This window comes from Streptomyces sp. NPDC002845, from assembly GCF_053591955.1.
In genome coordinates this window covers 116,362-128,740 of the sequence record NZ_JBSFUU010000015.1, presented here as the reverse complement: position 1 = coordinate 128,740, position 12,379 = coordinate 116,362, and the positions used below count along the sequence as shown (strand labels likewise).

At 69.9% G+C, this 12,379-nt stretch carries 14 protein-coding genes and 1 pseudogene; 4 read left to right on the top strand and 11 right to left on the bottom strand.

Annotated elements, in window-relative coordinates; translation table 11 throughout:
• Position 1 precedes the first annotated feature (1 nt).
• The 3 genes from ACWD3C_RS13840 to ACWD3C_RS13830 all read right to left on the bottom strand — a co-directional run bounded on the left by ACWD3C_RS13840 (position 2) and on the right by ACWD3C_RS13830 (position 3,134).
• Positions 2 to 682, bottom strand: a complete 681-nt coding sequence (locus ACWD3C_RS13840; protein ID WP_451143424.1) for an AIM24 family protein — start codon at positions 680 to 682, stop codon at positions 2 to 4.
• Positions 683 to 693: 11 nt separating this feature from the next.
• Positions 694 to 2,373 carry a TerD family protein gene (locus tag ACWD3C_RS13835; protein WP_451143422.1) on the bottom strand — a complete coding sequence of 560 codons (1,680 nt, stop codon included), beginning with the start codon at positions 2,371 to 2,373 and terminating at the stop codon, positions 694 to 696.
• A 164-nt stretch (positions 2,374 to 2,537) separates the two neighbouring features.
• Positions 2,538 to 3,134: a M48 metallopeptidase family protein gene (locus ACWD3C_RS13830; RefSeq protein WP_451143420.1), complete on the bottom strand. Its 597-nt coding sequence runs from the start codon at positions 3,132 to 3,134 to the stop codon at positions 2,538 to 2,540.
• 217 nt (positions 3,135 to 3,351) lie between these two features.
• Between ACWD3C_RS13830 and ACWD3C_RS13825 the strand changes: the two genes are divergently transcribed.
• Complete coding sequence (locus ACWD3C_RS13825) at positions 3,352 to 4,575, top strand: ThiF family adenylyltransferase (RefSeq protein WP_451143418.1); 1,224 nt, start codon at positions 3,352 to 3,354, stop codon at positions 4,573 to 4,575.
• A gap of 131 nt (positions 4,576 to 4,706) precedes the next feature.
• Positions 4,707 to 6,053: an ABC1 kinase family protein gene (locus tag ACWD3C_RS13820; RefSeq protein WP_451143416.1), complete on the top strand. Its 1,347-nt coding sequence runs from the start codon at positions 4,707 to 4,709 to the stop codon at positions 6,051 to 6,053.
• Between the two features lie 42 nt (positions 6,054 to 6,095).
• Here ACWD3C_RS13820 and ACWD3C_RS13815 read toward each other — a convergent pair whose 3' ends face one another.
• The 5 genes from ACWD3C_RS13815 to ACWD3C_RS13795 all read right to left on the bottom strand — a co-directional run bounded on the left by ACWD3C_RS13815 (position 6,096) and on the right by ACWD3C_RS13795 (position 10,114).
• A complete protein-coding gene (locus ACWD3C_RS13815) occupies positions 6,096 to 6,245 on the bottom strand; it encodes a hypothetical protein (protein ID WP_451143414.1) in 150 nt (49 codons plus the stop codon).
• A gap of 198 nt (positions 6,246 to 6,443) precedes the next feature.
• Positions 6,444 to 6,767 (bottom strand): hypothetical protein, encoded by a 324-nt coding sequence (locus ACWD3C_RS13810; RefSeq protein ID WP_451143412.1) that lies wholly within the window; start codon positions 6,765 to 6,767, stop codon positions 6,444 to 6,446.
• Positions 6,764 to 7,132, bottom strand: a complete 369-nt coding sequence (locus ACWD3C_RS13805) for a WhiB family transcriptional regulator (RefSeq protein ID WP_005480495.1) — start codon at positions 7,130 to 7,132, stop codon at positions 6,764 to 6,766. The genes ACWD3C_RS13810 and ACWD3C_RS13805 overlap by 4 nt, the downstream gene beginning before the upstream one ends.
• A 174-nt stretch (positions 7,133 to 7,306) precedes the next feature.
• Positions 7,307 to 7,627 carry a hypothetical protein gene (locus ACWD3C_RS13800; RefSeq protein WP_451143410.1) on the bottom strand — a complete coding sequence of 107 codons (321 nt, stop codon included), beginning with the start codon at positions 7,625 to 7,627 and terminating at the stop codon, positions 7,307 to 7,309.
• Positions 7,628 to 7,792: 165 nt separating this feature from the next.
• Positions 7,793 to 10,114, bottom strand: coding sequence for an ATP-dependent DNA helicase UvrD2 (locus tag ACWD3C_RS13795; protein ID WP_451143408.1), 2,322 nt, complete (start codon positions 10,112 to 10,114; stop codon positions 7,793 to 7,795).
• Between the two features lie 96 nt (positions 10,115 to 10,210).
• Between ACWD3C_RS13795 and ACWD3C_RS13790 the strand changes: the two genes are divergently transcribed.
• Positions 10,211 to 10,468 carry a mycoredoxin gene (locus tag ACWD3C_RS13790; protein WP_451143406.1) on the top strand — a complete coding sequence of 86 codons (258 nt, stop codon included), beginning with the start codon at positions 10,211 to 10,213 and terminating at the stop codon, positions 10,466 to 10,468.
• A 62-nt stretch (positions 10,469 to 10,530) separates the two neighbouring features.
• On the opposite strand, the gene ACWD3C_RS13785 is transcribed toward ACWD3C_RS13790, so the two are convergent.
• The gene (locus tag ACWD3C_RS13785; protein WP_451143404.1) at positions 10,531 to 10,713 is read right to left on the bottom strand and encodes a hypothetical protein; all 183 of its coding nucleotides are present in this window, start codon (positions 10,711 to 10,713) and stop codon (positions 10,531 to 10,533) included.
• Between the two features lie 281 nt (positions 10,714 to 10,994).
• On the bottom strand, positions 10,995 to 11,270 hold the full coding sequence (locus ACWD3C_RS13780; protein WP_451143490.1) for a hypothetical protein: 276 nt from the start codon (positions 11,268 to 11,270) through the stop codon (positions 10,995 to 10,997).
• Positions 11,271 to 11,303: 33 nt separating this feature from the next.
• Here ACWD3C_RS13780 and ACWD3C_RS13775 point away from each other — a divergent pair.
• Positions 11,304 to 11,381 (top strand): annotated as a pseudogene (locus tag ACWD3C_RS13775) (NrdH-redoxin); the annotation flags it as partial.
• On the opposite strand, the gene nudC reads toward ACWD3C_RS13775, so the two are convergent.
• On the bottom strand, positions 11,359 to 12,339 hold the full coding sequence (gene nudC / locus ACWD3C_RS13770) for an NAD(+) diphosphatase (protein ID WP_451143402.1): 981 nt from the start codon (positions 12,337 to 12,339) through the stop codon (positions 11,359 to 11,361). The pseudogene ACWD3C_RS13775 and the gene nudC overlap by 23 nt on opposite strands.
• Positions 12,340 to 12,379 lie beyond the last annotated feature (40 nt).

The following is a 12,379-nucleotide window of genomic DNA, read 5'->3' as shown; positions in this document are numbered from 1 at the left end:
CTCAGCCCCGGACTCGGAGGCGGTCGGTGCTGTCCTCGCTGGGCTGGACGACGACGATGCCCTGCCCGGAGAACGCCATCTGGTACGCCTCGCCGCTGCCGCGTCCGATCAGCGACTGCGCCTTGAAGCTGCGCTTGCCCTTCACCTTGAGGTTCGGGGACCAGGCGACGAGTGCGTCCGGGTCGACGTACGTCTCGTCCTCACCGCCGCCGCAGTCGACGACGATCGGCTTGCCCCGGGAGGTCAGAGCGACCCAGCCCTGGCCCGAGATCCTGGTGTTCCACAGGCCCTGTCCGGCGAACTTGGCGAGTCCCTTGACGCGTTCGACACCCCACGTCAGATGCGCGTCGAAGGCGAGCAGGTTGGTGGCGTTGACGGAGATCGCGTCACCGTTGAGGTTGATGACGACGACGTTCGCCCCGTAGTCGGCGAGGTAGAGCAGTCCGTCCCCGGAGCACTTCATCAGGGGCGCGCCCTCACCGGTCATCCAGTCCTTGGCGATCTGGCGTACGGCGGGCGGGTTGGGCTCGTACTGGACGAACCCTTCGTAGGCGACCATCGACCCCACGCGCGCGAGGAGGTCGTTCCCGGTCTGCATGGCGACCTTGAGCATGTGGTTGCCGTGGTTCTCCATGCGGGCGGTGACGGGGGCGGGAGCGAAGCCCGCGAGCGGCTGGTTCATGTCGGGCTCCCTCAGACCTCGTACGGCTGGACGATGATGAAATTGCCGGGCGCGGCACGGAACTGGAGGTTCACGCTCTCTCCGGTGTCCCCGGCGTAGGCGTTGCGGCGCATCCGCACCTGGCTGGCGACGATCACCTGGGAGGCGGCGGACCACGCGACGACGGCGTTGCAGTCGGCGAACGTCGTGGGCGTCACGGGGAGCACGACGGGCGCGCCGTGCGTCTTGACGACGATGGTGCCGGTCCCCTGGAACTGCATCGTGAAGAGCGCGCCTCCGGGGATGCCGTGTCCCTCGATGCGGCGCACCTCGTACTGGAGCGTCTCGTCGAAGGCGAGGACGTTCTCGGCGGACACGCAGATCGCGTCGCCCTGGAGTTCGATGGGGTGCAGCATCGTGGAGTCCTCGGCGAAGAACACCTGGCCGCGGCCGGAACAGCGCATCAGCTGCATTTCCTGGCCGGTCGCGTTGCCCACGATGCGCCCGGCGAACCCGGCGCCCTTGTAGCCGAAGTCGACCTTGCCCTGGTAGAGCACCATGCTGCCCTGACGGGCAAGCACGGCCTGCTCCCCGCCGACGCCGAGGTCGGCCCGGACGAGCTTCTTGTTCTGCTGGGTCCACCGCTGTCCGGTGGGCGTCTCCTTGAACTGCTGCAGCGCGGCGGTGACCCCGGCACCTCCCTGCGGGGCTCCCTGGGGCACGCCGTACTGCGCCGGAGCGGCGGGCGCGCCCGGCTGGCCCGGGATCTGGCCGTACGGCGGCTGCTGGCCGTATCCGGGCGGGGCGGTCGGGGGCTGCTGTCCGTAGCCCGGCGGCGGTGCCGGGGCCTGCGGGGCCTGCGGGGCCTGCGGGGCCTGCGGGGCCTGCGGCTGACCGTAGCCGGGCGGCAGGGGCGCGCTCGGGACGGGTCCGGGCGGGGGTGGGACGGTGCCGCCCGGAGGGGTACTCACGGGCGCGACGATGGTCGGCTGTGCGTGCACCGGGGGCGCGGGGGCGGGCGCGGGCGCCGGTGCCAGAGCAGGTGCGGGGGCCGGTGCAGGCGCCGGTGCCGGTGCCGGTGCCTGTGCGGCAGGTGGCGCGAACGCGGGTGGCGCCGCGGCCTGGGCGGGCGGGGCGAAGCCGGGGACGGCGTCGGCCTGCGGCTGCGGCTCGGCGGGCTCCTCCTCGGCGACCTCGCCGCCGAAGTTCTTCAGCAGCGCGTCCAGGCCGCCGTCGAACCCCTGGCCGACCGCGGCGAACCGCCAGACGTCCTTCAGATAGAAATCGCCCAGCATCACGGCACGCTCGGTGGAGAACTCGGCGCCGTTGAAGGAGTACCGGGCCACTTCCTCGCCGCCTGCGACGATGCGGATGTAGCCGGGGGCGATCTGCGACATCTGGCCGGTGCCGTCGATGGTCGCTGTGAACGACAGCTTCTGGATCTGCGGCGGGATCCTGTCGAGCGTGACCCGGAACGACTCCGTGTCACCCGCCTGCGTCCCGAGAAGCTGAATGGACTCTTCCGGGGTCTTCGGCTGGTTGAAGAAGACGAAGTACCGGTCGTCCGAAAGCTGTTCGTCGGCGTCCAGACCGAAGCAGCTGATGTCGAAGCTCAGTCCGGGGGCAGAAATCTGCACACCTACGTACAGATCCGTACCCGCGGTGAGGTCACTGATTCTGGCCTTGTGGCCGCGTTGGAATTCCCTGGCCATGCGTAACGACCGTCCCCCATCCCGAATGTGAGTGCGTCGCGCCAGGCTAACGGCAAACTCGGACAGGGGACGCGACCGGTACAGACCCGGTACACAAGACCCGCTTCGGACCCGGGCACGCGCACGCGTGATGGCCGGTTCTCGTCACCGAGCCGGTCGTCGAGTCACTCGTCGCGGGCGGCCGGAAGATGCGGCAGCCGGTCGGCGGCGACCACTCCTTCGAGGTAGCCGCGCGCCCGCTCCGTGCGCGGATAGGCCTCCAGCAGCTGCCAGAAGCGGGGGCCGTGGCCGGGCACGAGCAGATGCGCGAGCTCATGGACGAGGACGTAGTCGACGACGTACTCGGGCATGCCCTGCAGCCGGTGCGAAAGGCGGATGCTGCCCTCGGACGGGGTGCAAGAGCCCCAGCGTGTGTTCTGATTGGTGACCCAGCGGACCGAGGTGGGCCGGGCCCGGCCGTCGAAGTACTGGTCCGACAGCCGCTCGGCGCGCTCGGCCAGTTCGGCATCGCCGAGGAGCCGTTTGCTCTCCTGTGCGGCGAGTTTGTCGAGCATGACGGTCACCCAGCGCTGCTCCTCCGCCTCGGACATCCGGGCGGGGATGAGCACGACGGTGCGATCGCCCTCGCGGTACGCGGAGACCGTTCTGCGCCGTCGCGCACTCCTGCGGACCTCGATCGCGCTCACCCCCGAGCCGCTTGGCGGCTGGCTCGTCGTGCTGCGCTGTGATTTTCCGGCGCGGTGCAGTGGGTCGGCGGGCACGCCCTGACGTTACCCGCTGCACACGGGGGAAGTCCCGCCTCCGGACGGTTCGATACGGATCCGCACCCCGCGCGCTCGATTAATACGACGAATACGGCTGCCTGTGGACAACTTTCGACGCCCGATGGCGCGGACCGGGCATGCTGACATGCGTCGGCGGACCGGGCACGACCACCCACCGCCGTACGGGGACGTTCTATGGCTACGGGGGCCGATCATGCATCCGATGGTGAAGCCCGCGCTGCGGCGCGGCTGGCGGGATCTCAAGACTGTGCAGTTCGGGATGGCGCCCGCGCACGCGATGGTGCTGGGACCGGTGGACACGGCGACAGGCAGCTTCCTGTCGTTGCTCGACGGAACGCGCGGGCTGCCATTGCTGCGCGACGAGGGGCGCAGGATGGGGCTGCCCGACGGACATGTCGACGCGGTGGTGGACCAGCTGTCCCGGTCGGGTCTGCTCGACGACGCGACGGGCGGTGGCCCGGCCGCCGACGCTCTGCGCGAGAAGAAGACGGTGCTGGACCGGCTGTGCCCCGACCTCTCCGCCCTTTCCGTCGTCGCGTCCGAACCAGGCGAGGCCATGGCACGCCTGGCCGCCCGCCGCTCCCTGCGCGTTCAGGTGCGCGGTGCGGGCCGGGTGGGCGTGATCCTCGCCGCACTTCTGGCGGGTGCGGGCGTGGGTGAGGTCGACGTGCGCGACATCGGCCGCGTCGAGCCGTGGGACGTCGCGCCGGGCGGGCTGCCGGCCGAGTCGATCGGTGAGCGCAGGGCCGAGGCGGCGCGGCGGGCGGTACGTCGAGCGGCGCCGGACCGCCCGCCCCGGGCGCCCGCTTCCGGGGAGGAGCCCGGCTGGTCCCTGGTGATCCTCGCCCCGCGTGACGGCCTCGCCGTCCACGCTCCCGATCCCATGTCCGCCGAGAGCCTCATGGCCTCCGGCACACCGCACCTGTACGCCGGGGTCGTGGAGGCGACCGGTGTCGTCGGACCGCTGGTCCTGCCCGGGGAGACGGGATGCGCGAACTGTCTGCACCACCAGCGAACCGACCGGGACGAGACCTGGCCGCGTCTGGTCGCCCAGTGGCGCTCCGGCCGACCGCGCCAAGGGGAGGCCCGATCACGTCAGGTGGAGGCCTGCGATCTGGCCCTGGCCACGACCGTCGCCGGACTGGCCGCGGGGCACGCGCTCGCCTTCCTGGACGGGCAGTCGCCGTCCAGTGCGGGCGCGCGCTGGGAGGTCTCCGTGCCGGGCTTCGACTGGCATTCGAGGCCGGTATGGGTACATCTGGCATGCCCGTGCGCGGCCACGGAGAAAGCTAAGGGGGAGCACACCTCGGAGGACGAGGAGCCGCGCGAGACAATGGCGGGGCAACAGCCGCCGACGCGGTTGTCCCGCACGGCACACGCGGCACGGCGGTCTGGAACCTGGAGGGCGCATGTCTGATCTTCCCCGGAAGGCGATCACTCGTACCGCCGAGCCAGGCGAGTTCAGAGACACCCTCCGTCACCGCATGTCGGCCCGGCCCTGCGGCACGAGCGCTCGCGGCACACTCAAGCTCATGGGAGGACGCGCACATGTCTGATCTGCCGCGCAAGGCAGTGGTCCGGACCGCCAAACTCGCCGCCCTCCCTCTCGGATTCGCCGGGCGCACCGCGCTCGGGCTGGGCAAGCGCATCGGGGGACGTCCGGCGGAGATCATCGCCACCGAGCTGCAGCAGCGGACGGCCGAGCAGCTCTTCTCGACGCTCGGCCAGCTCAAGGGCGGCGCGATGAAGTTCGGGCAGGCCCTGTCCGTGTTCGAGTCGGCCCTGCCCGAGGAGATCGCCGGCCCGTACCGTGCGGCGCTGACCAAGTTGCAGGACGCGGCCCCGCCAATGCCGACGGGCACGGTGCACTCCGTACTGGCGGAGCGGCTCGGCGACGACTGGCAGGAGCTGTTCCTCCAGTTCGAGGACAAGCCGTCCGCGGCGGCGTCGATCGGCCAGGTACACCGCGCGACCTGGCACGACGGCCGTGAGGTCGCGGTCAAGGTGCAGTATCCGGGCGCGGGTGAGGCCCTCCTGTCCGACCTCGGCCAACTCAGCCGCTTCGCCCGCCTCTTGGGCCCGCTGGTCCCCGGCATGGATGTCAAGCCGCTCATTACGGAACTCCGCGACCGGGTGTCCGAGGAACTCGACTACGGCTTGGAGGCGCAGGCACAGGAGGTGCACGCCGAGGAGTTCGCGGGCGACCCGGACATCCTCGTCCCGGCCGTGGTCCACCAGTGCGAGCAGGTTCTGGTGACCGAATGGATCGACGGCACACCGCTGTCGGAGGTGATCACCGACGGTACCCAGGAGCAGCGCGACCGCGCCGGCCAGTTGCTCGCCCGTTTCCTCTTCTCCGGCCCCGCCCGCACCGGCCTCCTGCATGCCGACCCGCACCCGGGCAACTTCCGCCTCCTGCCCGACGACAAGGTGGGCTGGCGCCTGGGAGTCCTCGACTTCGGCACGGTCGACCGCCTCCCGGACGGGCTGCCCACCCCGATCGGCCACTCCCTGCGCATGACCCTTGAGGGCCGGGCCGATGCGGTCTACGAGCTGCTCTGCGAGGAGGGCTTCGTCAAGGAGTCCATCGACCTGGACCCCGACGCGGTCCTCGACTACCTCCTCCCCATCATCGAACCCGCCCAGGCCGACGAGTTCACCTTCACCCGAGGCTGGATACGCCAGCAGGCGGCCCGCATAGCCGACCCCCGCTGCCCTGCCCACCAACTGGGCAAGCAGCTGAACCTCCCCCCGGCCTACCTGCTGATCCACCGTGTGACTCTGAGCACCATCGGCGTCCTGTGCCAACTGGGCGCCACGGTCCGTCTCCGTGACGAACTGGAGGAGTGGCTGCCGGGGTTCGTTCCGGAGGAGGAGTCTGCGGCGGAGGCGTGAGCGTTCCTTGAGGGAGGGGAGGAGGGAGTTCCAGAGGCTGCTCTACCACCAGGCCGAGTCCAACCGTCCCTCGATGGCCCGCAGGTTGGCGCGGGCGCAGGTGTCGCAGCAGTAGTGGCGGGCGCCGTTCTCGACTGAGCAGGTCCAGGTGGGTTGGGGGCCGTCGGCCGGGGTGCCGCAGCTGGAGCACACGATGGGGGGCCTCCGCGGTCTCGGGCCACTGTGCGGAGCCGGTGTTGTCGCTGTCCCCGGGAAGACTCGTCACTCGGTGACGATATCGCCGTGGCCGATGGTTCGACGGGCACAACGCACCGCAGGGGACCGGCCCGTCCGGACCGGTCCCCCGTCAGAAGTCACTGCTTCTCGGTGTGTTGTCGCACTGGTCGTCGGTTACTGCATGACGGCCATGGCCAGCGCGCGGCGGGCACGCATCGAGGCGCGCTCGGCGCGGCGCTGCATCCGGCGGGCGGTGGCCACGCGCATGGCCAGGCGCTCCTGCTCCGCCGATCGCAGGCGGTCGTGCATATGCGCACGAGCCAGGGCTTCTGGGATGAGTTGCATCTCTCGGGTCCTGTTCTGACGCGTGTCGTTCGCGTCGGTGGTGGTGAAGTCTGGAATCGCGGAGCCGACGGGCTCGCTTGTGGACGGCTTCATCGGGGCCTGCTTCTTGGGGTCGTGCGTGAGGGGACGGTCGATCGTTCCTGCGGTGTTCATGCCGTGACCGGGTTCTTGCGCGGGCGGCCACGCGGCCGCTTGCGGGCCACGACGACACCCTGGACGAACAGCTCGCCACCCCAGACGCCCCAGGGCTCACGCCGCTCCTTGGCGCCGGCGAGGCAGGCCTCCATCAGCGGGCAGGTGCGGCAGAGGGACTTGGCGTACTCGACATCGGCCGGCGACTCGGCGAAGAAGACCTCCGGGTCGTAGGAACGGCAGGGGACGGGTACGCCGAGGTTCTCGATGGCGTCGTCGAGCGCGGTGAGCGCGGTGAGCGGGGTCAAGGTGGAGTCCTCCGTGAGGCCGGGCGGGGGGATCGTTTCGGAAGGCGGTACGGACGGGGCGTGCGCTTCGAGTTGCACGGTTCGTCTTCCTCGTCTGGTCGTTCCGGCCGGTTGGCCGGGTGGCGGCTGGTACCGGGTTCTTTTCTTGTCCCGAGGCCCCTTCGCTCTGCAGCCCCCGGTCGGGGACAAACAGAAGGGCCGCGGATCCCGGATGGGGTTCCGCGGCCCTGAAGGCGCCGGCCTGATCGGCGATCAGGCTGGATCACTCCAGGGTTCTGGCCCACGGAAGGCCCACATCGTCTGGTGGTGCGTCGTCTGCTTCCGGAATCCGGCACCGGCCGCCGCAAAGGCATAGGCCTGCGCCTGTGCCGCTACTGCTTCCAGTGCCTTGATCGGTCGCTCATTGCGCTCACGGACAGGGAGTCCCGCGAGAGACAGGGAGGACGCCGGACGGACGGCACGAATGCCGGACAGACCGGTGTCCAGGTTCGAAACGCCGGACATGCACAGGGAGACGGCCGAGCAATCGGTCATTTTGACCGTGCTGTTGAAGCTGGTGTCGATGCTGATCACTGGACTCGCCTCCTCTCGGCGTCTCGGGGGATCGGAGTGAACCGATCCAACGGATATGCAAGTACAACACGGAATCGGGGCCTCCGAGAAGGCCTCCGTTCCCGTGGCTAAGAACCTATGGGGATTCCTGGGGCATGCGCAAACTATTTTTTCGACGAGTTCGCGTCAGTCGTTCTCGCCATCTCCCCCGACGCTGTCACCTGCGCAGATGGCCAGAACATCGTCCCCGTAGCGCTGAAGCTTGCGGGCGATGACCCCGGGGATACGGGCCAGTTCGGCCGGAGCGGACGGTACCGCTTCCGCGATCGCCATCAGCGTCTTGTCCGTGAAGACACAGAAGTCCGGCTGTCCGCTGCGCTGAGCCTGGACCGCCCGCCACTCGCGCAGCCGCTCGTAGAGGCCCTCGTCCATGTCGGAGGGGCAGTCCTCACAGCGCATCAGCTTCATCTCGCCGGCGTCGCTCAGGGTGCGGCCGCAGACGCGACAGCGGGCCGGGGCTCGTCTGGTGCGCCGCGGGGCCACGGTCGTGGTGTCACCCGGGACGCCACCGAAGCCCCGCTCGACGCCTCCGGTGCCTCTCGCTCCGGTCCGGCCCGTGGTGGCGGCCGAACCGGGGCGCAGGCCGTCCAGGAAGCGGCTGGGGCGGCGGTTGGGGCGGCTGCCCGGCGTCCGGGACAGGGCCCAGGAGACGAACAGGTGCTCCCGCGCGCGTGTGACACCGACATAGAGGAGACGTCTCTCCTCCTCGATCTGCTCGTCGGTCCTCGCGTAGGTGATCGGCATCATGCCCTCGGCTACGCCGACCAGGAAGACGACGTCCCACTCCAGCCCCTTGGCGGAGTGCAGCGAGGCGAGGGTGACGCCCTGGACGGTCGGTGCGTGCTGGGCGTTCGCGCGTTCGTCGAGTTCCGCGACCAGGTCGCCGAGGGTGGCGCGCGGCTGGGCGGCGGCGAAGTCCCGCGCGAGGTTCACCAGCGCGGCCAGTGACTCCCAGCGCTCCCTGACCGCGCCCGAGCCCGCCGGGGGTTCGCTGGTCCACCCCTCCCCCGACAGCACGGCACGCACCTGCGAGGGCAGGTCGACGGCGTCGTCGAGGAGGGAGTCGTTGCCGCCGAAGCGGGCGGCGGCGCGCAGCGCGGAGCCGGCTCTGCGCACCTCGGGCCGGTCGAAGAACCGCTCGGCGCCGCGCAGTTGGTAGGGCACTCCGGCGTCGGCAAGGGCTTGTTCGTACGTCTCGGACTGGGCGTTCGTACGGAACAGGACGGCGATCTCGCCGGCCGGGATGCCGGAGGCGACGAGGTCGCGGATGCGGCGGGCGGCGCCCTCGGCCTCGGCGGGCTCGTCGGTGTACTCGGCGTAAACGGGCTCGGGGCCGGGGGCGCGCTGGGAGATCAGCTCCAGGCGGTGGTCGGCGGCGCGGCCGCTGGCCTGGGCGAGCAGGCCGTTGGCGAGGTGGACGACCTGGGGCGAGGAGCGGTAGTCACGGACCAGCTTGACGACCGTGGCCCCGGGATGGCGGATGCGGAAGTCGAGCAGATGGTCAGGAGTTGCGCCTGTGAACGAGTAGATCGTCTGGCTGGCGTCGCCGACGACACACAGGTTGTCGCGCTCACCGAGCCACAGCTCCAGCAGGCGCTGCTGGAGGGGGCTGACGTCCTGGTACTCGTCGACCACGAAGTGCTGGTACTGGGAACGGACCTGTTCGGCGATGTCCTGTCGGTCCTGGAGGATGCCCACGGTGAGCAGCAGGACGTCCTCGAAGTCGATGACCGCGCGGTCGCGCTTGAGGTCCTCGTACACCGCGTAGAGCTGGGCGATCTCGGCGGCGGCGCGGGGTGTCTCCCGCCCTGCCTCGGCGGCCGTGGCCGCGTAGTCGCCGGGGACGGTCCGGGTGACCTTGGACCACTCGATCTCGCCGGTGACGTCCCGCAGTTCGTTGCGATCGAGACGGATACGGCAGGCGGCGGCCGCGTCCGCGACGAGCTGGATCTTGCGGTCGACGATCCTCGGCATGGCGCCGCCGACGGCCTTCGGCCAGAAGTACTGAAGCTGCCGCAGCGCGGCGGAGTGGAACGTACGGGCCTGGACGCCGGTCGCGCCGAGCTGCCGCAGCCGGCCGCGCATCTCGCCTGCGGCACGGTTGGTGAACGTGACGGCCAGCACACTGGAGGGCTGCAGTATCCCGGCACGCACCCCGTACGCGATGCGATGGGTGATCGCCCGCGTCTTGCCCGTGCCGGCCCCCGCCAGCACGCACACCGGACCGTGCAGGGCGGTCGCCACCTCGCGCTGCTCGGGGTCGAGCCCTTCGAGCACCGCGTCGGCCCCACTCGGCGGAGCCGAATATTGGGAGCGGTCGGAATCCTGCGGGAACAGGGTGGAGTGCGTTGCTGCTGTCACCCCGCCATGCTCCCAGGTCGCCGGAGACGGGTGCGCCGGTTGTCCACAGGCAGGGCCTCGCAGTCGTACTAATGCGGCAGGCGTCACGTCCCGCCGGGCACCGGATGCGGGAATGGTGGCGCTTTCAAGTACGTTCCCTCACTGCGACTACGCATCCCCGACCCGCCGAAGGAGCGCGAGAGAATGCCGGGCACTGTGACGATGTACAGCACCACGTGGTGCGGCTACTGCCGTCGGCTGAAGAGCCAGATGGACCGCGAGGGCATCACGTACGACGAGATCAACATCGAGCAGGACCCGCAGTCCGCGGCGTTCGTGGAGAAGGCGAACGGTGGGAACCAGACGGTCCCCACCGTTCAGGTAGTTCCCTCCAGTGGCGGCACTGAGGTCGTGATGACGAACCCGAGCCTTGCCCAGGTGAAGCAGGCGCTCGGCGTCTGATCTCCTCAAAGCGGCCCTCGCCTCTGCCTTGAGCGCGGGGGCCGCTTCGTTCGCCGGGTCTTCTACCGCCGCTTCCAGAAGCTCATCAGTTCGGCCAAGGCTCGGATGATCTCGGGTCGGTGCCCTGGCTCGGCATCCCTCAGCGCAATGACCAGAGCCGACAACATCATGACGGCCAAGAGCACAACGAAGGCCAGCAATACATACGGCCCTGAAATGGCCAGCTCCTGCATGACGGCCCACACAGCGCGCCCTCCTCGACGGGTCTGACCGCCGTCTTCGAGAAGGGTGAGCTGACTGCCTCAACCTCAACGAAGACAGCCGGAAATCTGTCTGTGGTCGCAGCCACCCGCGAGCTGCGCCCCACGTGCCGGTGGGGTGTTCGTTGAGGTCGTGTAGGACCGACCAGTACTTCAATTGAGCGGGTGTGGCACGCCTCTCCATGGTGCCAACCGCGCAACCCTGCCCATGCCGACACGGCGGGACGCCGACTAGCACATGAACCCAGGGTCAATTGGCCTGCACGCTACGTTACATGGGGCCCGGCTTGCACCACCAACCGTCCTGGAAACACGGCCGGAGGATCTTTCCTGTTCTGGAAAGCCGGGGATCTCGACCGCTCCCACCACTCCGCGTAGCCCTCGCCCGTGCCCGTCCACACGGTCACCGGCTTCGGCCCTTCCTGGTTGGTGACCTTCTCTCGGTCCTGGGCAAGGCTGGCGACTTGCGAGGCGTACGCGACGGCGCTGATCTCGTCCTGCTGGAGTTCCTTCAGGAGCTGGTTCATCTTGCCGTCGATCACGGCGAGCTTCGCGGCACGACTGTCGTCGATGGTCCCACCGTCCTTTTCCCGGACGGCTCGACGCTCACGAACCCCTCGCTGGCGCAGGTCAAGCACAAGATTGGCGCGTAGTCCCCGACCCCTGGCCGACGTGCCCCCGGGTCGGCAGGGGCTTGCCGTACCAGAGTTCGATCAGGCGGGCCGCAATCGAGATGCCGTAGGGAGGCAGGACCTCCCCGGACTCGAAGGCGGCCCGCAGTTCGTCGCGGGAGAACCAGCGGGCCTCGTGGATCTCGTCGCCGTCGACGTCGATGTCGGTCGAGGTGGCGCGGGCGAGGAAGCCGAGCATGAGGCTGGACGGGAACGGCCATGGCTGGCTGGCGATGTACTCGACGGCGCCGACGGTGATGCCCGCCTCCTCGTGGACTTCGCGCCGTACGGACTGCTCGATGGACTCGCCGGGCTCGACGAAGCCGGCGAGGGTGGAGAAGCGGCCCTCGGGCCAGTGCACCTGGCGGCCGAGGAGGATGCGGTCCTCGTCGTCCGTCACGGCCATGATCACGGCGGGGTCGGTGCGCGGGTAGTGCTCGGCACCGCAGGCGGGGCAGCGGCGGATGTGGCCGGCCGCCGCGATGATCGTGCGCTCGCCGCAGCGTGAGCAGAAGCGGTGCGTGCGCTGCCAGTTCTCCAGGCCGACCGCGTGCACCATGAGGCCGGTGTCGCGCGGCGACAGCAGCAGGCCCGCCTCGCGCAGGCCGGCCGGGCGCGCGGACTGGTCCATACGGCCGGGAAGAGCGTCCTTCTGGAGCGCGAAGTAGCTCACGCCGTCGGCATCGGTGCCCAGGAAGTAGCGGTGTGCCTCGGTGAGCGGCGCCTCGAAGGACGGGGTCATGACGAGCTCGGTCCTGCCGTCGGGCGTCTCGTCGATCAGGACCTGGCCGCCGGAAACCACGAAGCAGCGCGTGGTGGGGTGGCTCCACGCCGCCGCGAGCCAGGCCTCGTCGAGCCGGTGGTGGGCGGCCCGGTCGATGCCGCTCGGGGCGGTGAGCGAGACGGGCCGGTCGGCGGTGTGGTCGGTCCAGGTGGTCACGGGTGCTTCCAACTCCCCCGGTGGAACGGTTGTTTCGGCG

What these genes read in the sequence shown, in the direction of transcription:
- ACWD3C_RS13840 (WP_451143424.1), bottom strand. Translation starts at nt 682, where the DNA reads ATGAACCAGCCGCTCGCGGGCTTCGCTCCCGCCCCCGTCACCGCCCGC.
- ACWD3C_RS13835 (WP_451143422.1), bottom strand. Translation starts at nt 2,373, where the DNA reads ATGGCCAGGGAATTCCAACGCGGCCACAAGGCCAGAATCAGTGACCTC.
- ACWD3C_RS13825 (WP_451143418.1), top strand. Translation starts at nt 3,352, where the DNA reads ATGCATCCGATGGTGAAGCCCGCGCTGCGGCGCGGCTGGCGGGATCTC.
- ACWD3C_RS13820 (WP_451143416.1), top strand. Translation starts at nt 4,707, where the DNA reads ATGTCTGATCTGCCGCGCAAGGCAGTGGTCCGGACCGCCAAACTCGCC.
- ACWD3C_RS13810 (WP_451143412.1), bottom strand. Translation starts at nt 6,767, where the DNA reads ATGAACACCGCAGGAACGATCGACCGTCCCCTCACGCACGACCCCAAG.
- ACWD3C_RS13790 (WP_451143406.1), top strand. Translation starts at nt 10,211, where the DNA reads ATGCCGGGCACTGTGACGATGTACAGCACCACGTGGTGCGGCTACTGC.